Raw genomic sequence first — 26,539 nt, forward strand, 5'->3', positions numbered from 1 at the left:
TCCGGGCATGGAAACAGCAAGTTGGAGACAGCATATGTCAAAGCGCCAGAGCGCCAAGTATAAACTCGACCGCCGGATGGGTGAAAACATCTGGGGCCGTCCCAAATCCCCGGTCAACAAGCGTGAATATGGCCCCGGCCAGCACGGACAGCGCCGCAAGGGCAAGGTATCCGATTTCGGCATTCAGCTGCGCGCCAAGCAAAAGCTGAAGGGCTATTATGGCGACGTGACCGAAAAGCAGTTCAAGAAAGCATATTTCGAAGCATCGCGCATGAAGGGCGATACTGGCCAGAACCTGATCGGCCTGCTCGAACGTCGCCTGGACGCCGTCGTGTACCGCGCCAAGTTCGCGCCGACCATCTTTTCGGCCCGTCAGATCGTCAGCCACGGCCATATCTATGTGAACGGCGTCAAGTGCAACATCGCATCGCGCCTCGTAAAGCCAGGCGATGAAATCACGCTGGGCAAGAAAGCGCAGGAAATGGCGCTGATCATGGAAGCGCAAAGCTTGGCGGAGCGCGACATCCCTGAATATGTCGCGCCCGATGGCAACACCAAGGTTACCTATGTCCGCGTGCCGACGCTGGACGAAGTACCCTATCCTGTCCGCATGGAACCCAATCTGGTCGTCGAATTCTATTCGCGCTGATCGGCGGACTCATCAGACAAACAGGAAAAGGCGGTCCCTCGGGGCCGCCTTTTTCATTTGGGAGGCAGCAACGCCAATAATCCCGTTGCCAACTTCGTCATCACCAATTTCGTCGGCACGAATTTCGTCATCCCAGCGAAGGCTGGGATCTCTCAAGACTGGCACTATCAACGTCATCCCAGCGAAGGCTGGCATCTCTCAAGCCTAAGCGATATGCTCGAAAAGATCGCGCCAATCAGGATTGCTTTCCTCAATGAGCCTGATCTTCCAAGCGCGCTGCCATGCCTTCAGCGCCTTTTCACGCGCAATGGCCTCGACAATCGTCGGATGCTGCTCCGCCAGAACGAGGCGCTTTATTCCATATTTCCGGCAAAATGCCGACCCAGCGCCCGTCCGATGCTGCATCATGCGGGCAGCAAGATCACTGGTGACCCCAACATAAAGCACACCCTGTGGCTTGTTGGTGAGAATATAGGTCCAGCCGCCCTGCATTCCTGCAGGCTTACACCAGACCGATGGAGATGCCAGCCTTCGCTGGCATGACGTTGATAAAGACCTTCAGCTCTCGCCTCTCCGCGCCGCCTCGATCTTCGCAACGTCGATCTTTCCCATTGTCATCATGGCTTCAAACACCCGCTTTGCGACGGCTCTGTCGGGGTCGGCCATCCCCTCATTGAGCTGTCGCGGCGTGATCTGCCAGGAAAAGCCCCAGCGGTCCTTGCACCAGCCGCAGGCGCTTTCCGCGCCGCCATTGCCGACGATCGCATCCCAATAGCGATCCGTTTCGGCCTGATCCTGCGTCTCGATCATGAACGACACCGCCTCATTGGGCCTGAACGCGGAACCGCCGTTCAGCCCGAGAAATGGCCTGCCGAAAACGGTGAACTCGACCGTCAGCTCGTCACCCTCCTTGCCCGAAGGAAAATCGCCCGGCGCCGCCATCGCATGCCCGACATGGCTATCGGGAAAGACGCTCGCATAGAACTCCGCAGCCTTGCGAGCCTCGCCATGGTCGAACCATAGGCAGTTCATGATCTGGCTTGCCATACATCCTCTCCTTTGTGTTTACCGCCATAAGAATGGTTATTCCGGATCGGAGTTCCTCAAGGTCTGAGATGCGGTTAGTGGCAAGGATGTTGCCGAGTCCGGACAGGCGGGAATCGAGGAAAGCACCCCTTTATTCACCTTGACGCGCTCCTCATATACTACTTCGTTCCATGCCGCTCACCTATAAAACAAAGAAAAACAAATATAAGATATAAAAAACAATTTCAATATAGATATGATTTACTTTATAATATTTCTCTGTAGTTATTTACACCTATTAATTAACTTTATATTGTCATTTCAACGTATTTTTCAAACGTTTAATCATGGTTGCAATTCAAAAATGGTGTAAATCTAGCTAATAGAATTCTGATACATCACAGATTTGAACGGAGACTACAGGAAATGAAAGCCAACTATGGAACCATACTGATGGCCACGTCTGCGATATTGTTCGCACCGGTTGCCATGGCGCAGACAGCAACGCCCTCTGCCCCTGCCCAGACTCCCGAAGCATCGACAGCGCAGGATGATTTCAGCGATCAGGACATCCAGAAGTTCGCGATGGCAATGGTGAAATTGAACGATATCCAGGCCGATGCCACCATTGCCGCCCCAGACAAGCAGGCGCAGATGGCGGCCGCTGTTCAGCAGCAAGGACTTGATCCCCAGAAATTTAATGCGATTGCTGAAGCCGCGCAGTCAGATCCTGCCCTTCAGCAGAAGATCCAATCGAAAGCAGCCGCCGCTCAGCAACCGGCCCAATAGTCGGCAAGCGGAGCATACAGAGGGCGCTCCCAGGCAGGAGCGCCCTCTGTGCCATGCGCGGCATTGCTCCGGAAATGGAAGCGTAAACTTATCCTTGGGGGAAGCGTGATCTCTGTGCACAGGCTCGGACGAGACGGCTCGGACAGGATCATAGCCGATTGTCATGACGGAGCGGTGCAATCGCCGTTCTTCTCAACCGGGAACAAGGCGATCCTTGCCGCAGTCTTTCTCTGCCTCATGTCCCCCTTGACGTCAGCGTCAGCAACCTCACCCACGCCCGCCTTTTTTACCGGCGAAGCGCTGTACGAGATTTGCCGCAATCCCAACCCCGGCCATTGCTCAATGTATGTCGCGGGCGTGATTGATGGCCTGTTCTACTCGGACACCGAACTGGGGACTGAAAGGCTTTGCCGGGCCAAGCTCACTAACGTGGAAGCGGCCGAAATCGTCGTCGAACGGTTGCGGGCCGATCGCATGTTGAGAGAGCTGTCCGCCGCCGTGGCCGTCAGAGTCGCGCTGTCCGATAAGCTTGCTTGCCTGACAGCCGGCACGCAAATGCCATAGTCCGTCCGGATTTCCCAAAGGCAGCCATTGCGATCGCACTGCATCAACTGCCGACGGCGATCCTGCAAGTCTGGTCAGGACGGCCCGGGCCGCTATAACTGACTTCGTCTCCCGTACCGCTGAGCGACCGCTCGCTTCCGGTGAATACCTCTGTCTCTGTATCACGCTCAAGCGGGGCGGGAACCTCCCGGCGAATGTCCCGGACACTGACAACATTTTCGTCGGACATGATATCTATATAGAGTGCACCTCCGTCATCACATCGGTAGCTCGCGCTTTTGACGATCATGGGCGGAAGTGCAGCGTTCCCCCCGTCTGTCCCGGCATATGCTTCGTTTGTCGCGTTGGATGGTTCGGGCTCCGCGAACTCATTCTCCTGTTGCTGCGTATCACAACTCGCCAGCAATGATGCAACGGCAGCGGCAAAAGGCAGGCATTTAAACATTCATTCTCCTTCAGCAGGGTTGAGGCGCTTACGAACGCACCGCCTACAAAGCGATGTCGCGTGCCTGGAATTGCGAACGACTCGATACCGAGCTTGGTTCCATCGCACACGGACCTGCGAAGAGTTGGTCGACGCCGCGATCGTCGAAACCAGCGCGATCCGTCGGCTGTTGTGCGCTTTGCGTGTATGCTAGACGTCCAAAAAGTCGCGCATTTCCGGCCTTCAACAAAACTCCTGTCCTACAACTAACCATATAGGATAAATACCCAGCCCCCGATATTCAGGAGGCTGAAAACATGAACATCGATTCCCTCATCAACGACGTGATCGCGCGGGAGGGTGGTTATAGCGACCACCCCGCAGACAAGGGCGGCCCTACGCGATGGGGCGTGACGCAAGCGGTGGCGCGGGCGCAAGGTTATGCCGGCGACATGCGATGCTTTCCACGTAACGACGCCGTTCGCATCTACAAGCGCATCTATTGGGATGGTCCGGGCTATGCGACCATTGCCGACATCGCCCCGCGCATTGGCGCGGAATTGTTCGATACCGGCATTAACATGGGGCCACCCGTCGCCACCGGCTTTCTGCAACGCGCCCTCAACGCACTCAACCGGGAACAGCGTGATTATGCCGACATCGGCATCGACCGCCGGATCGGCCCAAGAACCCTCGCCGCGCTCATAGCCTTCCTCCGCCTGCGTGGCGTCAAGGGCGAACGGGTACTGCTCAAAGCGATGGAGGCGTTGCAGGGCGAGCGTTACCTCACCCTCGCTGAACAGCGTCCCGCGAACGAAGCCTTCCTCTATGGCTGGCTGGCGAACCGTATAGGATAATGCCTGTCACACCCCTAAACTTCCTAAACTTCCAGAATGGAGGCATCCATGTCATTGCTAGCAGGACTGATTGGCCCCGTCGCCAAAATCCTCGACAAGATCATTCCCGATCCCGATGCTCGGGACAGGGCAAAGCTGGAACTGCTGAAACTTGAAGGCAGTCAGGAAATGGAGGCCGTGAAGACGCAAATCTCTGCCATCATGGCCGAAGCGCAATCGAGCGACCCATGGACCAGCCGCGCTCGGCCCAGCTTCCTATATGTCATGTATGCCTTGCTGCTCTGGTCCATCCCCATGGGTCTGATCGCTGCCACGCGACCCGACATGGCCGATGCGATTGCACGCGGAATGAACGCGTATTTGAACGGCATACCCGAACCGCTCTATGCGCTCTTTGGCACTGGCTATCTCGGCTACACCGCCGCACGCGCATGGGGCAAGGCGAAGGGAACGGATCGCTAAGCGCAAACAAAAACGCCGCCCCGGCGCAAACCGGGGCGGCGTCCCTCGCGAGCTTGCCGCCGTTCAGAAATCGATTTGCGCCCTGGCGCCAACCACATCGGCGCTGTAGCTGTCCTTGCCGTTGGCTGTGACTTTTGCATGGTCATATTCCATATGACCATAGTTGATCATGAAGCGGACATAATCGATAGGTGTCCAGATTAGCGAGGCGGCATAACCATTTTGCGTACCGCCAACGATCCCGGTGTCAACAAGGTCCAGATAATCATAACGCAGATTGATTTGAACAGCGCCAATGCCTCCCATATCTACGCCGTTCTTTGGCTTTACACGATCAAATATGCCGCCTTTGTAACCGCGTGTGTCACCCTGGGTCAGAAAATAGCCAACCTCCGCATAACCGCCAAAGAATGTCGGATCAACGATGCCGGGACGCATGGCGCGCAACCAGTTCGCTTCACTGGCAAAATGCAGCGGACCACGAATAACGGCTGCCTCCAGCCCATAATTCAACTCACTGTCAGCCGAAAAACTACTAGTATCGATAAAACGAATGTCACTGCTGTGAATGAAGGGGCGTTGCCTGTATCTTGATGTCGTCGCGCTATCCTGGAAATCCCGCCAGTGGACTGATCCGCCCATATGCACCTGTGTCTTGCCAAATTTCGGCATCCAGACAGCACGACCGTCAAAACTATAACTATTGTTAACGTCCGAACTCAGATCTCCAATCGAATCGGTAAACACACCGCCACTCAACAGCGCATCGCCTGTCTTAACTGTGACTGACAGCCCAACCCGGCGCTCAAAGTTGAATGCATCGGTAAAGGCCGCTCGTTCCATAAAACTCGAAAAGCGGCTGCTTGTCAGTTCTTCGAGTGACTGGAAACCGTTGTGTTGACCAACCGCGACGGACAGCCCCTTGTCAGTATAGAACAGATATGCGTCAGCAATCTCAACTTCATCACCAGCGAAATCGGCTTCAAATTTATAACCGAAACCGCCAGGAATGCTGCCCTCTACACCCAATCTGGCACGACGCACCTCGCTGGAAAAACCAAGGCCGCCATCAGGCACGCCAAGTGGAGTAGCTGCATCAAGATAGCCAAAATCGTATTGCAGGCGTCCCCGTACCTTGAAGGACCAGCCGCTCTTGGTGCTGAGTTCCGGCGCGCCCTTCCACTTGATCGTGGTTTCGGGCGCGGGGGCTGCGGCAGGAACCGCAGCGATGGCCGTGCTGTTCGCGTCGGTCTTGTCCGCAACGCTGCCCAAGCGCGCTTCCATGGCGCTCAACTGCGCCTTCAATGCGTCGATCTCTGCCCGCATGGCAGCGGCATCCTCTGCCGACAAGGCTTGCGCATGCGCAACAGCCGATGTCATCGATAATGTCAGCACCGAACATGTGGCGGCCAACCGCATTGCGAAGTTTCGTGTCATATACCGTCCCTTTTCCTTTGCCTCTGCTGTAGCTGGCACGGCCTTTATGACGGCAATGTTACGATATCACTTCGTTTGTATGACAGTTTTATGGCGGCTATTTTTCAACCAGCTTCAAAAGCCTGCGTTCGACCGGCGCGAGAATAGCCGTCAGTTCCTGTCCTCGCTTCAATACAGCGCCAGCTTCCCCGACAAGCGCCCACATACCCTGTCGGTGTCGCAGCTCCGGGCGCTTTTCGATGCGATATTCTGGACGTTCCGTGGCGCGGCGGAATGCCGAAAAGATGGCGGCTTCGCGGTGGAGGTCTATCGCATAATCCCGCCAATGACCGGCCGCGACCATGCGCCCATACAAGTCCATGATCCGCATCAATTCCATCCGATCGAACCCGGTTTGATATGTCCCGCCGTACTGTATGGGAAACGGCGTGATATTATGCATCAGGCGCGGTCACGCTCTGGAACATCATCTTCGTGACGACCGCCCTTTGTCCTCCTGCCATGTTCTTCCATCAGTTCGGCGATGCGCTTGCGCATTTGTTCAAGCTCGCACTGCATCAGTTCCAGCTTTTGCGTGGCCGGATCGAACATATCGGCGCAGGGCGTACCATAGGGCACGAAATGGCGTTGATATTCTTCTGCGCCGACCAACGTCTGCCGTGCAGGAATGCCAACCATGACCGCACTTTCCGGCACATCCCGGGTCACGACGGCATTGGCCCCCACGCGTGCGCGTGGGCCAACGGTGATCGGCCCCAGCACTTGCGCGCCCGATCCGATGATTGCACCATCGCTGATGGTTGGATGCCGTTTCCCTGCGATGCCGTTGGCCGGGTCGGTTCCGCCCAACGTAACGCACTGGTATATAGTAACGTCATCGCCGATTTCGGCTGTCTCACCGATCACCGTAAATCCATGATCGATGAAAAAGCGCCGCCCGATCTTCGCACCGGGATGGATATCGACTGCGGTCAAAAACCGGGAAAAATGGTTGACGGCACGAGCGAGAAAATAGAGGCGCGCATTGAACAACGCATGGGCCACGCGGTGCAGGCCCAGCGCCCATACACCCGGATACAGCATCACTTCCCATCGGGATCGCGGCGCCGGATCACGCGCCTTTACCGAGTCCAGATAGTCGATCAGATTGCGCAGCATGGTCCTGCCCTTCATATTTCCTGTTGTCGCAACGTAAGACGAACACGCCAATTTTTCCAGATGCGAGGCATTTTTTCCGTTGGGACGTTGTTGCATCAATGTTGGAATCATCGAACAAAGCGATTATATTATCGTCATTAGATCGAAAAGGACGATTAATGTCGAGTTACATGCCCACTTTGAAACAGCTCCAATATCTGGCTGCGCTGAAGGAGCATGGCCATTTCGGCAGGGCTGCCGAAGCTTGCTTCGTCACACAATCAACGCTGTCCGCCGGGATCAAGGAACTGGAGTCCCTGATCGGCATCGCGCTGGTCGAACGCACGCGGCGGGTTGTCCGATTCACTGCTTTTGGCGACCGAATCGTTGAAAAAGCCCATCGAATTCTGCGCGAAGCCGAAGAACTGGCGGAAATGGCGCAGGCAGCGGGAAAGCCGCTGGAGGGCGAATTGCGGATGAGCGTCATTCCCACCATCGCACCATTCCTGTTGCCGCAATTGCTGCCCAGGGTGCGCCGCGAAAAGCCCGGATTGAAGCTCTATCTGCGGGAGGAGACCAGCCATGCCGCAGTGGAATCGCTGCGCCATGGTTATGTCGATTGCGTCCTGCTGGCCCTTCCTTTCGCCTGCGGCGATGTCGACAGCGAATTGCTGTTTCAGGACCCGCTGTATGTCGCCTTTCCCAAGGATGATCCGCGCGATCCCCCGCCATTCATCCTGCCTGAAACAATCGACGAAACCCGCCTGCTGCTGCTGGAAGATGGCCACTGCCTGAAGGATCATGCGCTTGCCGCCTGCAACCGTCCGGAACTGCGCGCCGAAGCGACGATGATGGGCACATCGTTGCATACGCTGGTGCAGATGGTGGATAATGGCCTTGGCCTCACCATGTTGCCTGAAATGGCGATCCGCAACGGCATCCTGCTGAATACCGATATCGTCGCCCGTCCGCTCAAATCCGAAAACGCCTATCGCGATGTCGCACTGGTGTGGCGCAAGAACAGTCCGCGCGATAAGGAATTCCGTCTGATGGCGCAAATTCTGCGTGATGCATCAAAGGTGGCGGCGAAAGCGGCGGCTTAGCGGGGTTATTCCGCAGGTCCAGGCAATGCCTCCACCTGCGGTTCGCGTGCAAGCACATCTACGCCTTCCACTTGCTCAATCTCCCGCGACCCGGTCTCGATGTTCATGTCGCGGAACTTGCGTCCCGTCACCAGCACGCGCCCTTCGAAGCTGGAAACAAAACTATTATAGTGATTGACCGCACTGTTGAGGCCATTGCCCAGCTTCTTGAGATGCCCGGCCGCCACTATAAGCCGTTCATATAATTCCTTGCCCATCAGACCGATTGCCTGCGCTTCCTCAGCCAGCTTTTCCTGCCGCCATACGCTGGCGACAGTACGGCAGATCGCAACCAAATTCGTTGGCGTCGCCAACAGGACGCGCCGTTCGAACGCCCATTCCCATAGCGATTCATCCTGTTCCAACGCTGCCGACAGGAAATGCTCACCGGGAATGAACATGACGACATAGTCCGCCGCCTTGCCAAATCGCGCCCAATAATCCTTTGCGCCCAATTGCTGCGCGTGGTTGCGGATCGATGCGGCGTGCGCTTTCATATGGCCCGTGCGCAACACATCGTCCACTTCTTCCGATGCATCCAGATAGGCGTTGAGCGAACATTTGGCGTCGATAACCAGTTCACGCCCGCCCGGCAGGCTGACGATCACGTCGGGCCGCAGCCGCCCATCATCGCTATCGACAGAAACTTCAGCACGATAATCAATATGTTGGCTCAGCCCCGCCTGTTCCAGCACGTTATGCAGTGACTGTTCGCCCCAGCGACCGCGCGCCTTCGGACTGGACCGCAAGGCGTTGACCAATCGCGCCGCCTCATCCTTCACCTGGCTTTGCCCGATGCGTACCTGATCCACGGCCTCGCGCAATCCGGCGTAGCTTTCCGTGCGATCCTTCTCGACCCGCTGCAATCCCTCCTGATATTGTTTGAGCGTGGATTCCACAGGTTGCAGCAGTGCCTTCAACTGCGCTTCGCTTTTTTCCCCGGCCTGATGGAAGCGCTCGTCCGCGCGCTTGAGAAATTGCCCTTGCACATCGGTCAATATCTTCTGTGCCAGTTCGCTGAATTGCGCCTGTTGAGTCTTGAACTGTTCGCCAAAGGCGCGTTCGCGCTCCTCGCTCTGCGATTGGAGCGCAGCCAGTTCGCGCCGCGCCGCCTCACGCTCGCCTGCCGCTATATCCAACCGGGCCTGTAAATCCGCGGCCTGCTCCGCCCGCGCCTGGGCTCCTGCCAGATCGCGGATCGCGGCATTGAACCGTTCGGACAGTGCGTCGCGGTCCGTCCGCGCCTGCGCCATCCCTCGCCCACCCAGAATCCAGCCCACCGCCAGACCCGCAAAGGCTGCTATGGCCACGAATATCAGGGGAAGTATGTCAGTCATGGCAACCTTTTCGAATGGGAACGAAAAGGGAACCTAGCGGCTTATCGCCGACGGCTCAAGCATCCATGTCGCAGGGGTGGCGATCAGGCCGCCTTGGCATTGTCCTTGCGCGCCTTGGCCAATTTCTTCAGCACCATGTCGCGCTTCAACCGAGAGAGATGGTCAATGAAGAGAATTCCCTCCAGATGATCCATCTCATGCTGCAAGCAGGTGGCCAAGAGGTTATCAAGCTGCTTTTCATGGATCACGCCCTTGCGATCCATCCAGCTTGCCCGAATGACGGCGGGACGCTCCACCTCGGCATATTGATCTGGGACGGAGAGGCAGCCTTCCTGATAGAGGGAATGTTCCTCCGAACCCTCCAATATTTGCGGATTGATAAAGACCATGGGGTTGCGAACAGGCTCCCCGCCCTCTTCCGTCGGTTCCTGCAAATCGATGACCAGCACCCGTTTGGCCACGCCCACCTGAATGGCGGCAAGGCCGATGCCGGGCGCGTCATACATGGTTTCGAACATATCATCGATCAGCTGCTGCAAATCGTCGTCGATCACCTCAATCGGGGTCGAAATCGTGCGCAGCCGTGGGTCCGGCGTTTCAATGATGGGTAAAATGGCCATGAAGTGAAAATATGGAATCAAAGCGCGAATATCAAGCGCATTTGAGGCATTTCATCATCCCACGGGCCGACGCGCACGCAGGGCTTGCGCCAATGTGCCTTCGTCCAGATAGTCCAGTTCCCCTCCCACGGGCAGGCCGTGGGCAAGCTGAGTCAGGCGAACCGGATATTGCTCGATCCTCTCCGCGATATAATGGGCCGTGGTCTGACCCTCCAGAGTCGCATTCATCGCCAGCACCACCTCATCGACACCGCCAGCGGCAACCCGATTGATCAGCGCGTCAATGCTCAGATCCTCTGGCCGTATCCCTTCAAGCGCCGACAACCGCCCGCCAAGCACATGAAAACGACCCGGAAACAGACGTGAGCGGTCCAGCGCCCACAGGTCGGCCACATCCTCCACCACGCATAGCGCCCGTTCGTCCCGGCGCGGATCGGAACAGATGGAGCAGGGATTGATCGTATCGACATTGCCACACGTCGAACAGGTCACCAGCGCTTCATTGACTGCCTCTAATGCGCGAAGCAGCGGACCCATCGCCGCTTCCCGTTTCTTGAGCAGATACAGCACGGCCCGGCGCGCCGACCGCGGACCAAGGCCGGGCAGCCTGGACAATGCTTGGGTGAGGGACTCAATCTCTGGTGATGCCATGGCAAAGCAGATAAAGGCTTGCGTTCCATCCTGCCAAGCGTTTCAGAGGCTTTATGCGTATTATCTACATGGGGACGCCGGATTTCGCGGTGCCGACGCTCGAAAAACTGGTGGAAGCGGGTCATGACGTAGTGGCTGTCTACAGCCAGCCGCCCCGTCCCGCTGGCCGTGGCAAGGCGCTGCGTCCCACGCCGGTCCATGAGCGAGCGGAGGCAATGGGACTGGAGGTACGCACGCCGCTATCACTGAAAGAGGCGCAAGTGCAGGCCGATTTCGCGGCGCTGAACGCAGATGTCGCGGTGGTGGCGGCCTATGGCCTGATCCTGCCCAAAGCTGTTCTCGCGGCGCCAAAGCGCGGTTGCCTCAATGTTCATGCTTCACTCCTCCCCCGCTGGCGGGGTGCGGCGCCGATTCAACGGGCGATACTGGCGGGCGACAATGTGACAGGCGTGACGATCATGGACATGGAGGCAGGTCTCGACACAGGGCCGATGCGAGCCAAGCATGTCACGCCGATCGAGGATAAAACGGCGGGAGAGCTGACTACCGAACTGGCCCATGCAGGCGCGGAGTTGATGATCGAAGTCCTCGAAGATCTGGACGCCCAGCCTCCTGTCCCGCAACCCGAAGAAGGCGTCACCTATGCCGCCAAGATAGACAAATCCGAAGCCCGCATCGATTTCACCCGCGATGCTCATTCCATTGAGCGGCAGATTCGAGGGTTCAATCCGGCCCCGGGAGCATTTTTCGAATATCATGGCGAGCGCTTCCGCATACACGCGGCCCATATCGAGCATGGCAGCGGCCTACCCGGCACATTACTCGATGACAGTCTGCTCATTGCGTGCGGCAAAGACGCCATTCGCCCCACCCTGATCCAGCGCGCGGGCAAGGCAGCGATGAGCGTCGGCGAATTGCTGCGGGGGTATGAGATGGCGGAAGGAACGATGGTCGAGGGGATGACGGAGTGATGATTTGACCCGCTTCGCCCTCACCGTCGAATTTGACGGCCGCCCATTCATGGGATGGCAAAGGCAGGCGCACGGCCCCAGCGTGCAGCAGGCCATAGAAGAGGCCGTTTTCGCGATCACAAGCGAGCGCACCATTCTCCATGCCGCAGGACGTACCGATGCGGGCGTCCACGGCCTCGCCATGCGGGCGCATCTGGACATTGCAAAGGCCATCACGCCTTTCCGTCTGATGGAAGGTCTGAATGCAAAATTACGGCCGCAGCCAGTGGCGATTCTTGGCTGCGAAATCGTACCCGACGATTGCCATGCCCGTTTTTCGTGTGTTGGCCGTTTTTATGAATATCGCATCGTCAATCGCCGTGCGCCACTAACGCTGGAGGCTGGTCGGGCATGGCAGATAAGGCCGAACCTCGACCATATTGCCATGCACGAGGCCGCACAAATATTGGTGGGCCATCACGACTTTACGACGTTCCGGTCCGTCCAGTGCCAATCGCAGAGCCCCGTCAAGACCCTCGATCGGCTGGATGTCGAACGGGACGGCGAGCATATCCTGATCCAGGCCGCCGCCCGATCGTTTCTGCATCATCAGGTCCGCTCCATGGTCGGCTGTCTGGCGCTGGTCGGCATGGACAAATGGAGCGCGCACGATATGCGGCATGCGCTGGAGGCGAAGGATCGGCAAGCACTCGGCCTGAATGCCCCGCCTGACGGACTGTATTTCGTGCGGGCAGACTATCCGGGCTGAGTCGCTGTTGGGCACCTTGGAGCGTGATGAGTTAACCGCTACATGGTTTGGATGACTGGCGACGGGTTTTCCATGGTGAATCAACAGTTTGAGTTTGTACCGGGACCAGGCTCACGATCTCTTCGAATCATATTTCGTGGATTCTGGGACGACGATGTCATGAAAAGTTACATCGAAGCGTTACGCAAGCGCGCAATTTCGGCTGGCGGTTCATCACCGACCAATAAGGTCCTTCTTGATTTAAGAGAGTGTTCGATTCAGTCGCAAACCGTGTTGGACAGCATGCTGCAGATCATTGAAAACTACGCTGCACAAATCGAGCATTATGGAATGCTTTTACCTGAATCCGCCCTGCTGAGACTTCAAATGAAGCGGCTGATGTCTATCGCATCCACCTCTTTCTTTGCCAATGACGAGGAAGCGGCAAAATGGCTGACCTCCTGATCCTTATCCGGCCATGATCGCAGCATCGCGCAATCCACGCCAGACGTGGATGGCTTGCAGGCTTTCCTGAACATCATGGACGCGAATGACTTGAGCGCCCAGTTGGATCGCATGGTGAGCCAACGTGACCGAACCGCCAAGGCGTGCGCTTGCAGGGGCCTCGTTGGACAGGGCGCCGATCACGCGTTTGCGACTGGCGCCGAAGATCAGCGGCAGGCCAAGTCCCTGAAACATGGCGAGTGCGTTGCAAATGGCAAGACTGTGTTGGAGCGCCTTGCCAAAACCAATGCCGGGATCGATGAGGATCGCATCGCGCGCTATGCCCGCCGCAACGCATGCCTCCACGCGTTCGGCAAGCCAATTATAAACGTCTATGGCTGCATCGCCATAGCTGGCCCCGGCATGGGGATTATTGCCGCTCGATGGCGCGTGCATCAGTACGACCGGGCAACCGGCCCTGGCGACGACTTCCATGCTGCGCGGATCGTGAAGCAAACCGCTGACATCGTTGACCATATGCGCCCCCGCCGCCAGTGCCGCCTCCATGACAGCCGCCTTGCGCGTGTCGACCGACACCGGCACGCCGCCTTTGGCAAGCCGTTCAATGACGGGGACGACGCGCTTGATCTCATCGCCTTCCCATACGGTCTCGGCGCCCGGACGAGTGGACTCGCCACCGACATCGATTATCGCCGCGCCAGCTTCAATCATCGCAAAGCCCGCATCCGCCGCCGCCGCAGGGTCGCCCATATGCTTGCCGCCGTCAGAAAAGCTGTCGGGAGTCATATTCAATATGCCCATGACATGCGGCACGTCAAAACGGATCACCCGCTCACCTAGGGTCAAGGGTGGACGCGGGCGGACAAAGCCCTCCATCATGGATCGACCCTGCGTCGCGTTAGGGAGTGCGTCGAAGGCATCCTCCAACTGTTCGACCGCTATCAGGTCACGATACACGCGCTCGCCAGCCAGCATGGCGGTCAGTTCAACAGCGCTGAACCAGAGCAGACCCTGCCCCAGCCGCGCCGTGCGGCCATCCAGACCGACGGGCGAGTCAACGAAATTGCAGGGACGCAGATATATGCGCGCATCGGCGGCAAGAGCGGAAAGCGGGGCAAAGGTCATGGCGTTTCCTAATCCCTGCTCTGCCCCACCGCAATCGTCATCCCTGTATGGGGATCGACATCATCAGGGTTCGGTCGCCAATATGTAGGTTTGCCGGAACGCGTCGATGGGCTTCAGCTTGCCCGCATCTTCATAATGCCAGAAGGTCCAGCCATTACAGGACGGCGCATTCTGCAATGTAGCGCCCAGCTTGTGGATCGACCCGGACTCTCCGTCCACCTGCAACGATCCATCCACGCGAACGGTGGCTTTCCAGCGCCGTTTGACATCGAAAAGCTGCGTTCCGGGTTTCAAATAGCCGTTCTCCACCAGCGTGCCGAACGCCACCTTGGGCTGCGACTTGGGCGATTGCATGATAGTGAGCGCGGATTCGTCAAGCGGCAGTGAGGCCGCAATCCGTTCCAGCGCGACCGAGCAATAATCTTCTTCCTTTTCAATGCCGATCCAGTGCCGGCCGAGGCGGCGTGCAACCGCGCCCGTCGTGCCAGTGCCAAAGAACGGGTCCAGCACAATGTCGCCAGGTTTCGTGCAGGCCAGCAGAATTCGGTATAGGAGCGCTTCAGGCTTTTGCGTCGGGTGCGCCTTGGTGCCATTGCGCTTCAACCGTTCCTGCCCGCCGCAGATCGGCATGACCCAGTCAGAACGCATCTGCAACTCGTCGTTCAAGGTCTTCATCGAACGATAGTTGAAGGTGTAGCGCGCATCCTCTCCCTTCGATGCCCAGATGAGGGTTTCATGCGCATTGGTAAAGCGCGTGCCCTTGAAATTGGGCATCGGGTTCGCCTTGCGCCAGATGATATCGTTGAGAATCCAGAAACCTCGATCCTGCAGCGATGCACCGACGCGAAAGATATTGTGATAGCTGCCGATCACCCAGATCGTGCCGTTGGGTTTCAATACGCGCCGCGCCTGTTCCAGCCAGGATTTGGTAAAGGCGTCATAAATGGCCAAGGTATCGAATTTGTCCCAGTCATTGTCGACCGCATCCACACGACCGCCTTCGGGCCGGAACAGATCGCCGCCAAGCTGAAGGTTATAGGGCGGATCGGCGAAGATCATATCCACGCACGCATCGGGGAGCGCCGCCATCGCACTGATACAATCGCCCCGGATCAGCCGATCGGTTTCAATCGCTACGGCTGGATTTTCAGCCGACTTTTTCTTGCGCGTCGAAACGCGTTCCATGACACCCATATTCTTCGTGACCCCTGTTGTTGCCATAGGGATGAGTCCTTGAGAGTCTTCCGTCAAGTTCAAAAGCTTAGGGTTCAAGCCTCACAAAATGGTTAACATCATGAGAACGAAACGAGTCCCCACGACATATAGAGTCCGCGACACCATATCAGACTCAACATGTCGTGGGTGTGGCCACAAGGACTCAGCGAATTTTTTCGCGCAATTTTCGTTTCAGAGGAGCAATAATTGCGCCACCGGAGCGAAACTGCGGCGGTGAAGCACTGTCGGCCCATGGTGACGCAGGGCATCGAGATGCTCTTGCGTGCCATACCCCTTGTTGCGTTCCCAGCCATAATGGGGGTGGTCGTGCGCCGCCCTCACCATCATGCGGTCGCGCTCTTCCTTTGCCAATATAGACGCCGCCGCAATGGTCAGGCATTTGGCATCCCCTTCCACCACTGCCGTCGATGACCAGCGCCAGTCCGGGCAGCGATTGCCGTCCACCAATATATGTGCACACTCCCGCGCCATCGCTTCCACCGCACGGCGCATGGCCCGCATCGTTGCCCACAGAATGTTGAGTTCGTCAATTTCCTCAACAGTGCAAATACCAATGCCAAAGCCGATGGCTGACTGGCGAATATCGCCATCCAGACCCGCCCGCCGTCGCGCCGTCAGCTTCTTGCTGTCGTCCAGGCCATCGGGCACCGCTTGCCGGTCAAGGATCACTGCGGCGGCCACGACTGGCCCGGCCAGCGGCCCGCGTCCTGCCTCATCGACCCCTGCAACGAAGCCGCTGTGCAAATCCTCATGCGCGAAATCAGGCATCCCGCGGCACCCCCATCGGTCCGCGACCGTGGCCAAGGCCGGGCGCCGCCAACAACGCAGCCCGAACATATTGACGCGCTCGCACAATGGAATCTGTCAGCATCATTCCCTGACCCAAGCCCACTGCGATGGCGCTCGCCAGCGTACAGCCGGTGCCGTGGGTGTGGAGCGTGTCGATGCGCTTACCCTCCCAACGGGCGATTTCACCACCTGTATCGAATAGCCGGTCAACCAGTACGTCACCTGCGCCGTGTCCGCCCTTTGCCAACACTGCGCAGCCATGAAGAGTCGCAATAACATCGCCGCCCAATGCCGCCAATTCAGGAATATTGGGCGTGACGACCGTAGCAAGCCGCATCAACTGTTCAAAGCCGGCAATAGTATCCGCATCGGCCAGAACCGATCCACTGGTCGCAACCATGACAGGATCAAAGACGATGGGAATCTTCTCCATTGCCTCCAGCCTGGCCGCCACCGCTTGAGCGGTTTCCGCCGAACCGATCATGCCGATCTTCACCGCGTCCACGCCGATATCGGCAACCACGCTGTCAATCTGCGCCAAGACCATATCCACCGGCACCGGATGCACACCCTGAACGCCCAGGGTATTTTGCGCCGTGATGGCAGTGATCGCAGTCATCGCATGGCCACCCAGCGTGGTGATGGTCCTGATGTCCGCCTGTATCCCCGCACCGCCGCCGCTGTCGGACCCGGCTATAACCAATATGCGCGCGATACCGCTCAAGTCGCCGCCTGCTCCACCGCCGTGCAGATACGGTCGACGACGTCGCGCACCTGATCCTCACGATCGCCTTCTGCCATGACGCGGATGACAGGCTCCGTACCGGATGGCCGGATCACCAGTCGGCCGCAACCGTCCAGTTCCCGTTCCGCATCCGCGATCACATGCTTTACAGCAGCATTTTCCAATGGTTTTCCAGATGTATAACGCACGTTCTTCAAAAGCTGCGGCACCGGATCGAACTGATGCAATACCTCGCTTGCAGGCTTGCCGCTTGCCACCACTGCGGCCAGCACCTGCAACGCCGCAATGGTGCCATCGCCCGTAGTCGCGTAATCGGTCAGGATCATGTGACCCGACTGTTCCCCGCCAACATTATAGCCGCCCTGCTTCATTTGTTCGAGCACATAGCGATCGCCAACCTTGGTGCGGACAAGATCGATCCCCTGCTCATTCAGGAATCGTTCCAACCCCAGATTGGACATCACCGTCGAGACCAGGCCACCGCCGCGCAGTGTTCCCGCCCTGGCCCAGCTACTGCCGATCAGCGCCATGATCTGGTCGCCGTCAACAATCTTGCCCTTCTCGTCGACCACAATCAGGCGGTCCGCGTCGCCATCCAGCGCGATGCCCATATCCGCACCGGACGCCACGACCGTTTCCTGGCATGACATGGGTGCGGTCGAGCCACAGCCATCATTGATGTTGAGGCCATCGGGGCTAACGCCAATGGCAACTATCTCCGCGCCCAATTCCCACAGTGCGGAGGGCGCCACCTGATAGGCCGCGCCGTTAGCACAATCGATCACGATTTTCAGGCCATCGAGCCGCAGGTGAGGGGGAAAGCTGGACTTCACCGCATGAATATAGCGCCCTCGTGCGTCCTCTACCCGGCGGGCGCGTCCGATATCCTGCGACTTGGCAAGCGGAATATCGCTCTCCAGCAGGGACTCGATCTTCAACTCGTCCTCGTCCGACAGTTTGTAACCATCGGGTCCAAAGAGCTTAAGTCCGTTATCGAAATAGGGATTGTGGCTGGCCGAGATCATGACACCCAGATCGGCGCGCATGCTTTGCGCCAGCATCGCAACGGCGGGTGTCGGAATAGGGCCGAACTGCACCACATCCATGCCCACACTGGTAAAGCCCGCGACCAAAGCATTTTCGACCATATAGCCAGAAAGCCGCGTATCCTTGCCAATCACGACGCGATGCCGGTGTGCGCCCCGCTGGAAATGCGCGCCCGCCGCCATGCCGACCTTCATCGCCAGTTCCGCTGTCATCGGCCAAGCGTTGGTGCGGCCGCGGATACCGTCTGTCCCGAAAAACTTCCTGCTCATAAATCCTTCATGGCCTTTATTCGCCATCACTCATGATTGCCCTGCGGCGGCTATACCGGAATTTGGCTGCTAATCCATTCCCGGCATGAGCATTCTGCGTTTCACTTAAATCCAGCGCCATATCCCTGCGCCCACACCGCCATGCGCCCAGGTTGCACCCAGCCATATGACCGTACCGACAGTGAATTCTCCCGCAGAGGGAACAACGTCACGCCATCCCGCCTTGCCGCTCAATTGCATGCCAAAGGGAACAAAGGCCGTCCGTCCGCGCCATCCCTGCCAGCCGGTTCCCAACTGCCGCACCTTTTTGCGATCCTGTGCCAACGCCCCGAAAAAAGCGAGAAACATGATGCTGCCCGCCAGGACGATATTGGCGTTGGTCGGCATCAGGACGATATGCACCATTCCCCAAAGGATGAACGACCACATCATCGGGTGGCGGGTGATGGTGAACACCCCTTCGGCTGGTTTGGTCACATGCATCCGGGCGCGGGGATCGGGGAACGCCGGATTGCCCGACAATGACCCTGCAAATAATATACTGGCGAATAGCATGACTACGCTGGCCGCTGCCCAAAGGGCATCTGACGAGGCCCAATAGGCTGTGCCGCCGTTCGTCGCGCGAAAGGCATAGATCATCCATGACAAACTCAACAATGCGACCAGCGAATAAAAGGCCAGGAACAAGCCTTTTCCCATCCGCGCAATCAAAGGCGCGCGTAAAGGGTGGGAAAGGAGGAAATGACTTCCTACAAATACCACGCATGCAACGACCAGAGAGGTCATCGGACTCATCTTTTACGGGCCTTTGAAACTGCATCGGACATCAGCGCGTCTCCCCGCCCGTGTGTACGCCCGCAGCAGCCGGTTCGCCAATCTCCTGCTCGCCCGCCATCGTGTGATCAACATCGTCACGCAGCGTATCGAGGTGCATGAGTTTTTTAATCAATGGCGAAATCACGACCACACCGACACCGACTGCGACCCCGAACCATCCCACGACGTTATAGACTTCGGTTACACGTTCGGGGCCGGCGCCCTCCGCTCCGGTCGCCGCAGCGATCAGTCCTGCCGAAAAGTTGCCGGTCGCCGAAGCAAAGAACCATGTGCCCATGATCAGGCTCGCCATATGGGCGGGCGCCAGTCGGTTCATGGCAGACAGTCCCACAGGCGACAGGCACAGCTCTCCGGTGGTATGGAGCAGATAAATCAGAAAGATGAAAACCACAGGAGTCAGACTGCCAGGCCCTGCCGCCGCAGCGCCCCACACCAGCACCAGGAACCCTGCGCCAAGCTGGATCAGGCCCAATCCGAATTTGGCGGGCGTGGAAGGCTCCAGCCCCCGTTTTCCCAGCACCGTCCACATGACCGCGAAGATTGGGCCAAGGATTACAATGTAAATAGCATTGATCGACTGGAATACTGACGCGGGCACATCAATGCCCAGAATCGTCCGGTCTGTCTGCCGGTGGGTATAGAGATTGAGCGAGGAACCCGCCTGTTCGAACAACGCCCAAAAGAGGATGGAGCCAAAGATGAGAAACATGGCCGCAAATATCCGATCCCGGTCCTGCGCGGGCAGCTTTGCCACGGCCGTATAGAGCACATAAAACACTAATATCGCACCAGCCACGCCCAGCAAGCTGCCCACCAGCGCCTGATGCTGGATCAACCACCAAACGACGCCGATCGACACAAGGCTCAATATGTAGAGCAGCCATTCGAACCTTATGCCCGCAACCGGCGCGGCCAGCCGCGCAGGATCAGGAGCCTCCCCTCGTCCAAGCAAACAGGGCTTGCCCCACATGAAGACGACAAGGCCCAGCAACATACCAAATCCCGCCGCACCAAAACCATAGGACCAGCCGTAAGTCTGCCCCAGATAACCCGCAACAATGGCACCCAGCGCCGCGCCCAGATTGATGCCCATGTAGAAAATCGTGTAAGCCGGGTCACGCCGGACATCGGTGCGGGAATATAGCTGGCCGACGATTACGGAGATATTGGCCTTCAGGAACCCCGAACCCACGATGATGAAGGATAACGCCAGCCAAAAGATATTGATCGCGGCGCTGCCCTGTCCTCCCTCACCTTCGAACGCCATCAGGAAATGGCCGCAGGTCAGGATTACAGCGCCAAACAGCACCGCCTTGCGCTGCCCCAGATAACGGTCCGCCAGATAACCGCCAATCACCGGCGTAATATAGACCAGCGCGGTATAGGCTCCGTATATGACCGATGCCTGTTCATCGGAATACATCCAGTGCTGCACCAGGTAAAAAATCAGCAGCGCCCGCATACCGTAATAGGAAAAACGCTCCCACATTTCGGCAAAAAACAGGACGAACAGACCCGTTGGATGTCCAAGAAAGCTGGATTCTTCCTTGCCCGTCGGCATAAAACCGCTTGCCATCGAGGCCATACTCCCAAAGCTTCTTACAGCCTGTCCTGACTGTTCTTACCGACCTGCAGACTAACCAAAAAATTGCGTCTGGAAAGAACATTGTTTCAAAGACAAGCCGCATGCGCAAGGCCGGTGCCATGCTTGCCGCCTGAGACACCGTGGCTTATAGGCCAATTGCATGTTCAATGATTTCTCCTCCCCCATCCGCTATTGTCTTACCCGCCGATCGGCCAAGCCCCGCGACCTGATTGCGCCCGGCCCGGACGGCGACCAGATGCGGCAAATCCTGACTGCCGCGATGCGCACCCCCGATCATGGCAAGCTGGCTCCATGGCGGTTCGTCATCATCGGCCCTGACCAGCGGGAAACGCTCGCAGACATCCTCGCCACTGCCTATCGCGCCGAAAAACCGAACGCCGGACGGTTGGAAATAGACGCGATGACGCAATTTGCGCATCAGGCGCCTGCGCTGATCGTCGCCCTGTCATCGCCAGTGGAAAACAGCAAGATACCGCAATGGGAACAGGAACTGTCGGTCGGGGCGGCGTGCATGAATCTGCTTCACGCAGCAACTGCACTTGGCTTTGGCGGCGGCTGGCTCACAGGCTGGCCCGCATATAACAGCGAAGTCCGGGATGCCTTTGGCGATGCATCGGAAAAAATTGCTGGCTTCCTGTTCCTGGGCACGCGCTCCCGAGCGCTGGAGGAAAGGCCCCGGCCCGACTATGATGAACGGGTATCCCACTGGAACAGATAGTGCCAAACTAACGGCAGAAACGCTGTTTTCATTTCATAATTGACGCGCCTCGCTGTATTATGTCACTCATGCAGTCATGAGTGAAGGCAAACCTGTCTATCTACGCCTGCGTGAGATTATTACCGCCTCGATTCTCGATGGGGAATACCAGGACGGCGACATGTTGCCATCGGTCCGCGCCTTCGCCGCCCAACAGGGCGCCAATCCGCTGACGGTCGCCAAGGCTTATCAAAGCTTTCAGGATGATGGGCTGGTGGTCGTCAGGCGCGGGATTGGCATGTTTGTTGCGGATGGCGCAACTCGTCGACTGCACAATATGGAGCGGACCCGCTTCCTGCAGCAGACATGGCCAGCCATCGCTGAACATATGCGCCGCATCGGAATCACCATACAGGACCTGCCAACCGATCAGAGCGGCTGAAACAGGCCCGATCAGGGATTTACCAACCGCGCCTTCAGCCCATCCAATATATCATTCTGCCGGTCGATTATGGCCAAGGCATCGCCCCGCGCCTGATCAACGATTTCAGTATTACTGCTGTGCGCGGCATTTGCGGTGACCGCATTCAGACGGTTGATATACAGCGTGTCCAGACTGGCAAGTGCAAATACGCTGTCATATCGTTCGCTCTCCAGATCGGAAATCGCGACCTGCGCCGTCACCCAGGCCTCGCTTGAAACCGCCGATCCCTTTGCCGCCGCAACCTGTTGCTTGGCACTCTGCACGTGTGCATCAAAGGCCGCGGCCCCTGAGCGTGCTTTATCCATCAGCCCGCCAACCTCCCGCGTCAATGCGGGATCGACAGTGACAGGTTCGGATACGGGCGCGCTGACGCTCGCTCCGTTCCCGGATTCAACTGGCCGCTTTGCAAGTGAAGGATAACTGCCAGAGCCGCTACCAGCGCATCCCGCCAGGAACAGGGCCAGCATCTGAATATAAGCGCGCAGTTTCATAGCCTCCATCTATGCGCGGCGGAGCACATTGGCAACCGCACTGGAAAAGGTTAGGGGCGGACAACCATGCTCTCCACCGCCCTGATCATTCTCCCAGTCTTCCTGATCATCCTTGCCGGCTATGGAAGCCGCAAAACAGGTCTGTTGGGCGAACCGGCCAGCAGCGAGCTTAACCGCTTCGTGGTCTGGCTGGCATTACCGTGCCTGATGTTCGATGTGGTGGCGACCACGGACTGGCGGGCCGTCTGGCATCCCGGCTTTGTGGCCGTATCGGTGGTCAGCAGTTTTGCAGCTTTCCTGATGGGCTTGATCGTCGGCAAGGTACGCGGTCTCAATCTGGCCGATATGAGCGTCGATGGATTGAATGCGTCTTATTCGAATTCGGCCTATATCGGCTTTCCGCTGATGTTTCTGCTATTTGGTGAGGCGAGTCGGCCCTTTGTCGTCATTGCGGCGGCTTTGACGCTGATGTGCCTGTTCGCTGCTTCTGTCCTTCTGATCGAAATTGCGCAACATGGCGGCCAGCGTGGACATATCGTCGCAGCGAGAGTCGGAAAGTCGATGCTGCGCAATCCCATCGTGATGTCACCGGTCGCTGGCTTTGGCTGGTGGTGGACGGGTATCCCTCTGCCTCAATCAGCGGATGTATTTGTTTCTCTGCTCGGTGGTGCGGCAAGCCCGGCTGCGTTGGTCGCGATAGGATTATTTCTCGCGGCGCGGCCGCTACGCGAAGCAGTGACAAACCCGTTCGTCCAGACGCTGACCGCGATCAAGCTTGTCGCGCATCCAGCGGTGACGGCATTTCTGGCTCTCTATATATTTCAACTTCCCCACGAAATCGCCCTGATGGCTATCGTCATGGCCGCTCTACCTACGGGCACCGGCCCTTTCATGGTCGCCGAATTCTATGCCCGGGATGGTAGAGTAACCTCGGGTTCCATTTTATTGTCGACCACCATTTCCGTGCTGACAATCGCGGCGGTGCTGACATGGCTGGGGCCAAGCACGCCGTGACACAGGCGACCGGTAAAATCCCGTCGCGCCCGCCAAAAGCGTTGACAGGTGGGACTCAATCCATTAACGGACCGGCTTTCCCGCGCGGAGGCATTTGGCTGCGGCCTTGTGTTTTGCGCTAAGCTTTGAAGATAAAGAGACAAGCCATGTTCGCTGTTGTGCGCACGGGCGGCAAGCAATATCGTGTTGCCGCAGGAGACAAGATCGTAGTTGAGAAGCTGGCTGGTGAAGCCAGTGCGACAATTGCGCTGGACGATGTTCTGCTCGCCGGTGAGGGCACGGAACTGAAGGACACCAAGGGCCTGACCGTTTCGGCCGAAATCATTGCGCAGGCAAAGGGCGAAAAAGTCATCGTCTTTAAAAAGCGTCGCCGGCATAATTACCGCCGCAAGAACGGCCACCGCCAGCAGCACACGATCCTGCGGATCCTGAGCATCGGCGCTGAAAAGAAGGCTGCGCCGAAAAAGGCCGCAAAAAAGGCTGACGAGGCCCCCGCCGCAGAAGTCGGCGCGGCCTGAGCAGATAAGGAGCATAGAAGATGGCACATAAGAAAGCAGGCGGCTCCTCGCGCAATGGCCGCGATTCAGAGTCCAAACGCCTTGGCGTGAAAAAATTTGGTGGCCAGGAGGTCATCGGCGGCAACATTCTGGTGCGTCAGCGCGGAACGAAATTCTATCCGGGCCGTAATGTCGGTATCGGCAAGGACCACACCCTTTTTGCACTGACGGAAGGCCGCGTGTCTTTCCACCAGGGCAAGCTTGGCCGCAAATTCGTGCATGTGGACATGATGGCGGAAGCCGCAGAATAATCGGACGATTCAATCAGGGTCGTCCGCCAGGGCGACCCGGGATCCGGTAAAACGGATTCGATCTGAAGGGAGACGGGGCGCCCCGGTCTCCCTTTTTTATTCTCTCTTCGGATTGGCACGTTTCGGCGCGATTACGCCCGGATCGGTCACACTTGTCTCCAAGCCGTAACCGAAATCCGGCAGGGTGGCAGACAGAACAAAGGAGAGAGCATAATGTTCGCCCGTACAGAAAGATTATTACTCCGGCCCGGCTGGCATGAGGATGCACCGGCGCTTGCCGCTACCATCGGCGATGAATCCATCGTCCGCAATCTGGCTCGTGCGCCTTGGCCATATAAGGTGGCGGACGCAGAGGAATTTATTGCCCGCACCGATCAATCGACGCTGCCCAATTTTCTGATCTTCTCCCGAACGCTGGGCGCACCCCGCCTTGTGGGTAGTTGCGGCGTCACGCGCGACAAAACAGGAGCGCTGGAACTGGGATATTGGATCGCTCGTCCCTATTGGGGCCTCGGCTTTGCGACAGAAGCGAGCAGGACGGTTGTGGAAATCGCCCGCGCCATGAAGCTGCCAAAACTGTACGCCAGGCACGCCATTGATAATCCGGCATCTGGCAATGTCCTGCGCAAGATCGGTTTTCGTCCCACTGGCCGCATCAGCCTGTGCCACAGTGAAGGCCGGGGCGAGGATGTCTCCTGCGCGCTGTTCGAGGAAGATGAGCTTGTGGACATGCGACCAGACCTGTCGACCGATCTGTATCAGGACCGCCACGCGCTGGCGGCCTGATACAATTCGTAAATTCTTAACCATAGTCTTTCGGCATTTAGTATCCTTGCGGTGTTAGTGATCAGCCATTGGTATAGTCCAGCCACCGGAACTTAAATGGCACAAGCACTGAAGATAGTATTTTTCATCATGCCATTCCTTTTCGGGATTGGTTTCATTGCGCCGGTGACTATCGCAATTATTGGCCTGATGGGGGCATCAGTTCCCTTTAATTTGCCACCGACCGCCTTCGGCCTGCTTTTCGGCGGCATATGGGGTGCCTATGCAACCTGGAAAGGGCGCTGGCTGTGAACGCTATAGTTGGGCGCGAGCATTTTAGCAGGCCGGCAACACGGGACAAGCGCTCTCCGTCAGCCGATCTCCTGCCAGCGCATGATAACAAGGCTTTGCTGCGTGCGGAGCGCGCCATCGCCCAAAAATATGTAGGCGGGCGGCTATGGGGCGTGGTGGTTCTTGGGCTGGGCAATTTCTTCCTTTGGGCGGCGCTGTTTCCGCTCACCATGTTCGACATCATCCCGCTCTGGCTGGCTTTCATCATCGCCACGCTGTCGATAACAGTTTGCTATGTACCGTCGCACGAAGCCCAGCATTCGAACATCGCGCGCGAAGGCGAAAAGTTGCGATGGGTGAACGAACTACTGGGGCACCTGTCTACAATTCCCTTGATTTTGCCGTACCGCATGACCCGGATCATGCACTTGCAGCATCATATGCACGTCAATGATCCCGAACGTGATCCTGATTATCCGGATGCCGCCAGAAATGCCTTTCATGCGATCATCAAAACGATCGTCAATCGCCAGCCTCGCAGCACGGGGACGATCAACCATTACAAGCGAGTCCTGACGGAGCTCAACAGTCCGGCCGCCCGAACGGCACAAAAGGACACGGCCATCGCGCAACTGGCTTCAATGGCCTTTTTCTTCATCATGGCCTGGTCGGGATATCCGCTGGTCATCGCGCTTGTGTGGTGGCTGCCACGACATATTGCGCTCAGCTATATTCGTTTCTACCTGAGCTGGGCGCCGCATCATCCGCGTGTTGAAACGGGGCGCTATACCAACACGCGCGCTTTTCGCAGCAGGCTTGGCCACATTGCGTCGATGGGGATGCAATACCATATCGTCCACCATCTCTATCCCAATATCCCGACGCACCGAACGCGCGCTGCCTATTGGGAGATGCGTCCCATTCTTGTCGCGCGCGGTTGTGATTTGGGCGAACTTTAGGTTCAAAATCGGTTGCGGGTGATGGTTGCATCCCAAACAAGCCGCCTGACATGAAAAAGTGGCGAGCAATTCCTCCCGCTCTGGCCCAAGACCCTAGCTAAATCCTTCATTCCATCCT

The 26,539-nt window shown here is 57.7% G+C and carries 34 protein-coding genes; 17 read left to right on the top strand and 17 right to left on the bottom strand.

Annotated features, from left to right (window positions below; genetic code table 11):
* The first annotated feature begins 34 nt into the window (after window positions 1–34).
* The gene (gene rpsD, locus L3X40_RS01080; RefSeq protein WP_237363934.1) at window positions 35–649 is read left to right on the top strand and encodes a 30S ribosomal protein S4; all 615 of its coding nucleotides are present in this window, start codon (window positions 35–37) and stop codon (window positions 647–649) included.
* 204 nt (window positions 650–853) lie between these two features.
* Here rpsD and L3X40_RS01085 read toward each other — a convergent pair whose 3' ends face one another.
* Window positions 854–1,141: a GIY-YIG nuclease family protein gene (locus tag L3X40_RS01085; RefSeq protein ID WP_237363935.1), complete on the bottom strand. Its 288-nt coding sequence runs from the start codon at window positions 1,139–1,141 to the stop codon at window positions 854–856.
* 66 nt (window positions 1,142–1,207) lie between these two features.
* Complete coding sequence (locus L3X40_RS01090) at window positions 1,208–1,696, bottom strand: VOC family protein (protein WP_237363936.1); 489 nt, start codon at window positions 1,694–1,696, stop codon at window positions 1,208–1,210.
* Between the two features lie 405 nt (window positions 1,697–2,101).
* Between L3X40_RS01090 and L3X40_RS01095 the strand changes: the two genes are divergently transcribed.
* Both L3X40_RS01095 and L3X40_RS01100 read left to right on the top strand, forming a co-directional pair.
* Entirely contained in the window at window positions 2,102–2,464 is a 363-nt protein-coding gene (locus tag L3X40_RS01095; protein ID WP_237363937.1) for a DUF4168 domain-containing protein, read from the top strand.
* A gap of 105 nt (window positions 2,465–2,569) precedes the next feature.
* Entirely contained in the window at window positions 2,570–3,028 is a 459-nt protein-coding gene (locus L3X40_RS01100; protein WP_237363938.1) for a Rap1a/Tai family immunity protein, read from the top strand.
* Between the two features lie 43 nt (window positions 3,029–3,071).
* On the opposite strand, the gene L3X40_RS01105 is transcribed toward L3X40_RS01100, so the two are convergent.
* Window positions 3,072–3,473 carry a hypothetical protein gene (locus L3X40_RS01105; protein ID WP_237363940.1) on the bottom strand — a complete coding sequence of 134 codons (402 nt, stop codon included), beginning with the start codon at window positions 3,471–3,473 and terminating at the stop codon, window positions 3,072–3,074.
* Window positions 3,474–3,769: 296 nt separating this feature from the next.
* Between L3X40_RS01105 and L3X40_RS01110 the strand changes: the two genes are divergently transcribed.
* Both L3X40_RS01110 and L3X40_RS01115 read left to right on the top strand, forming a co-directional pair.
* Window positions 3,770–4,309, top strand: coding sequence for a glycoside hydrolase family 108 protein (locus L3X40_RS01110; RefSeq protein ID WP_237363941.1), 540 nt, complete (start codon window positions 3,770–3,772; stop codon window positions 4,307–4,309).
* 48 nt (window positions 4,310–4,357) lie between these two features.
* On the top strand, window positions 4,358–4,771 hold the full coding sequence (locus L3X40_RS01115) for a holin family protein (protein ID WP_237363942.1): 414 nt from the start codon (window positions 4,358–4,360) through the stop codon (window positions 4,769–4,771).
* A gap of 63 nt (window positions 4,772–4,834) precedes the next feature.
* Here the strand turns inward: L3X40_RS01115 and L3X40_RS01120 are convergent, their stop codons facing one another.
* From L3X40_RS01120 to epsC, 3 genes are all read right to left on the bottom strand, one after another.
* On the bottom strand, window positions 4,835–6,208 hold the full coding sequence (locus L3X40_RS01120) for an OprO/OprP family phosphate-selective porin (RefSeq protein ID WP_237363943.1): 1,374 nt from the start codon (window positions 6,206–6,208) through the stop codon (window positions 4,835–4,837).
* Between the two features lie 97 nt (window positions 6,209–6,305).
* On the bottom strand, window positions 6,306–6,650 hold the full coding sequence (locus L3X40_RS01125) for a DUF2794 domain-containing protein (RefSeq protein WP_237363944.1): 345 nt from the start codon (window positions 6,648–6,650) through the stop codon (window positions 6,306–6,308).
* Entirely contained in the window at window positions 6,650–7,366 is a 717-nt protein-coding gene (gene epsC, locus L3X40_RS01130; protein WP_237364148.1) for a serine O-acetyltransferase EpsC, read from the bottom strand. Before epsC ends, L3X40_RS01125 begins: the two co-directional genes overlap by 1 nt.
* Window positions 7,367–7,524: 158 nt before the next feature.
* Here epsC and L3X40_RS01135 point away from each other — a divergent pair, with 158 nt between their 5' ends.
* Window positions 7,525–8,448, top strand: coding sequence for a hydrogen peroxide-inducible genes activator (locus L3X40_RS01135; RefSeq protein ID WP_237363945.1), 924 nt, complete (start codon window positions 7,525–7,527; stop codon window positions 8,446–8,448).
* 5 nt (window positions 8,449–8,453) lie between these two features.
* On the opposite strand, the gene rmuC is transcribed toward L3X40_RS01135, so the two are convergent.
* The 3 genes from rmuC to recR all read right to left on the bottom strand — a co-directional run bounded on the left by rmuC (window position 8,454) and on the right by recR (window position 11,095).
* A complete protein-coding gene (gene rmuC, locus L3X40_RS01140) occupies window positions 8,454–9,824 on the bottom strand; it encodes a DNA recombination protein RmuC (RefSeq protein ID WP_237363946.1) in 1,371 nt (456 codons plus the stop codon).
* 83 nt (window positions 9,825–9,907) lie between these two features.
* Window positions 9,908–10,444 (bottom strand): peptide deformylase, encoded by a 537-nt coding sequence (def, locus tag L3X40_RS01145; protein ID WP_237363947.1) that lies wholly within the window; start codon window positions 10,442–10,444, stop codon window positions 9,908–9,910.
* A gap of 54 nt (window positions 10,445–10,498) precedes the next feature.
* Window positions 10,499–11,095, bottom strand: coding sequence for a recombination mediator RecR (gene recR, locus L3X40_RS01150; RefSeq protein WP_237363948.1), 597 nt, complete (start codon window positions 11,093–11,095; stop codon window positions 10,499–10,501).
* Between the two features lie 53 nt (window positions 11,096–11,148).
* Between recR and fmt the strand changes: the two genes are divergently transcribed.
* The 3 genes from fmt to L3X40_RS01165 all read left to right on the top strand — a co-directional run bounded on the left by fmt (window position 11,149) and on the right by L3X40_RS01165 (window position 13,258).
* Window positions 11,149–12,066 carry a methionyl-tRNA formyltransferase gene (gene fmt, locus L3X40_RS01155; protein WP_237363949.1) on the top strand — a complete coding sequence of 306 codons (918 nt, stop codon included), beginning with the start codon at window positions 11,149–11,151 and terminating at the stop codon, window positions 12,064–12,066.
* 4 nt (window positions 12,067–12,070) lie between these two features.
* Window positions 12,071–12,814, top strand: coding sequence for a tRNA pseudouridine(38-40) synthase TruA (truA, locus tag L3X40_RS01160; RefSeq protein ID WP_237363951.1), 744 nt, complete (start codon window positions 12,071–12,073; stop codon window positions 12,812–12,814).
* A 159-nt stretch (window positions 12,815–12,973) separates the two neighbouring features.
* Complete coding sequence (locus L3X40_RS01165; protein ID WP_237363953.1) at window positions 12,974–13,258, top strand: hypothetical protein; 285 nt, start codon at window positions 12,974–12,976, stop codon at window positions 13,256–13,258.
* Between the two features lie 3 nt (window positions 13,259–13,261).
* On the opposite strand, the gene folP is transcribed toward L3X40_RS01165, so the two are convergent.
* The 7 genes from folP to L3X40_RS01200 all read right to left on the bottom strand — a co-directional run bounded on the left by folP (window position 13,262) and on the right by L3X40_RS01200 (window position 20,882).
* Window positions 13,262–14,383 (bottom strand): dihydropteroate synthase, encoded by a 1,122-nt coding sequence (gene folP, locus L3X40_RS01170; RefSeq protein WP_237363955.1) that lies wholly within the window; start codon window positions 14,381–14,383, stop codon window positions 13,262–13,264.
* Between the two features lie 63 nt (window positions 14,384–14,446).
* Window positions 14,447–15,577 carry a site-specific DNA-methyltransferase gene (locus L3X40_RS01175; RefSeq protein WP_272907905.1) on the bottom strand — a complete coding sequence of 377 codons (1,131 nt, stop codon included), beginning with the start codon at window positions 15,575–15,577 and terminating at the stop codon, window positions 14,447–14,449.
* Between the two features lie 213 nt (window positions 15,578–15,790).
* Window positions 15,791–16,387: a ribonuclease HII gene (locus tag L3X40_RS01180; protein WP_237363957.1), complete on the bottom strand. Its 597-nt coding sequence runs from the start codon at window positions 16,385–16,387 to the stop codon at window positions 15,791–15,793.
* Window positions 16,380–17,132, bottom strand: coding sequence for a bifunctional hydroxymethylpyrimidine kinase/phosphomethylpyrimidine kinase (gene thiD / locus L3X40_RS01185; RefSeq protein WP_237363959.1), 753 nt, complete (start codon window positions 17,130–17,132; stop codon window positions 16,380–16,382). Before thiD ends, L3X40_RS01180 begins: the two co-directional genes overlap by 8 nt.
* Window positions 17,129–18,469 carry a phosphoglucosamine mutase gene (gene glmM, locus L3X40_RS01190; protein WP_237363961.1) on the bottom strand — a complete coding sequence of 447 codons (1,341 nt, stop codon included), beginning with the start codon at window positions 18,467–18,469 and terminating at the stop codon, window positions 17,129–17,131. The genes thiD and glmM overlap by 4 nt, the downstream gene beginning before the upstream one ends.
* A gap of 105 nt (window positions 18,470–18,574) precedes the next feature.
* Window positions 18,575–19,264 carry an NnrU family protein gene (locus L3X40_RS01195; RefSeq protein WP_237363963.1) on the bottom strand — a complete coding sequence of 230 codons (690 nt, stop codon included), beginning with the start codon at window positions 19,262–19,264 and terminating at the stop codon, window positions 18,575–18,577.
* Window positions 19,265–19,295: 31 nt separating this feature from the next.
* Window positions 19,296–20,882 (bottom strand): peptide MFS transporter, encoded by a 1,587-nt coding sequence (locus tag L3X40_RS01200; RefSeq protein ID WP_237363966.1) that lies wholly within the window; start codon window positions 20,880–20,882, stop codon window positions 19,296–19,298.
* Between the two features lie 169 nt (window positions 20,883–21,051).
* On the opposite strand from L3X40_RS01200, the gene L3X40_RS01205 reads away from it, so the two are divergent.
* On the top strand, window positions 21,052–21,630 hold the full coding sequence (locus L3X40_RS01205; RefSeq protein ID WP_237363968.1) for a nitroreductase family protein: 579 nt from the start codon (window positions 21,052–21,054) through the stop codon (window positions 21,628–21,630).
* Between the two features lie 76 nt (window positions 21,631–21,706).
* Window positions 21,707–22,051, top strand: coding sequence for a GntR family transcriptional regulator (locus tag L3X40_RS01210; protein WP_237363970.1), 345 nt, complete (start codon window positions 21,707–21,709; stop codon window positions 22,049–22,051).
* Between the two features lie 11 nt (window positions 22,052–22,062).
* Here the strand turns inward: L3X40_RS01210 and L3X40_RS01215 are convergent, their stop codons facing one another.
* The gene (locus L3X40_RS01215; protein ID WP_237363973.1) at window positions 22,063–22,584 is read right to left on the bottom strand and encodes a hypothetical protein; all 522 of its coding nucleotides are present in this window, start codon (window positions 22,582–22,584) and stop codon (window positions 22,063–22,065) included.
* Between the two features lie 66 nt (window positions 22,585–22,650).
* Here L3X40_RS01215 and L3X40_RS01220 point away from each other — a divergent pair, with 66 nt between their 5' ends.
* From L3X40_RS01220 to L3X40_RS01245, 6 genes are all read left to right on the top strand, one after another.
* Window positions 22,651–23,598 carry an AEC family transporter gene (locus tag L3X40_RS01220; protein WP_237363975.1) on the top strand — a complete coding sequence of 316 codons (948 nt, stop codon included), beginning with the start codon at window positions 22,651–22,653 and terminating at the stop codon, window positions 23,596–23,598.
* 146 nt (window positions 23,599–23,744) lie between these two features.
* Entirely contained in the window at window positions 23,745–24,116 is a 372-nt protein-coding gene (gene rplU, locus L3X40_RS01225) for a 50S ribosomal protein L21 (RefSeq protein WP_237363977.1), read from the top strand.
* 20 nt (window positions 24,117–24,136) lie between these two features.
* Window positions 24,137–24,406: a 50S ribosomal protein L27 gene (gene rpmA, locus L3X40_RS01230; protein WP_237363979.1), complete on the top strand. Its 270-nt coding sequence runs from the start codon at window positions 24,137–24,139 to the stop codon at window positions 24,404–24,406.
* A gap of 213 nt (window positions 24,407–24,619) precedes the next feature.
* Window positions 24,620–25,192, top strand: a complete 573-nt coding sequence (locus tag L3X40_RS01235; RefSeq protein ID WP_237363981.1) for a GNAT family N-acetyltransferase — start codon at window positions 24,620–24,622, stop codon at window positions 25,190–25,192.
* Window positions 25,193–25,288: 96 nt separating this feature from the next.
* Window positions 25,289–25,483, top strand: a complete 195-nt coding sequence (locus tag L3X40_RS01240) for a hypothetical protein (protein WP_237363983.1) — start codon at window positions 25,289–25,291, stop codon at window positions 25,481–25,483.
* Window positions 25,480–26,421, top strand: coding sequence for a fatty acid desaturase (locus tag L3X40_RS01245; protein WP_237363985.1), 942 nt, complete (start codon window positions 25,480–25,482; stop codon window positions 26,419–26,421). The genes L3X40_RS01240 and L3X40_RS01245 overlap by 4 nt, the downstream gene beginning before the upstream one ends.
* The last annotated feature ends 118 nt before the right edge of the window (window positions 26,422–26,539 follow it).

Source organism: Rhizorhapis sp. SPR117 (genome assembly GCF_021742065.1).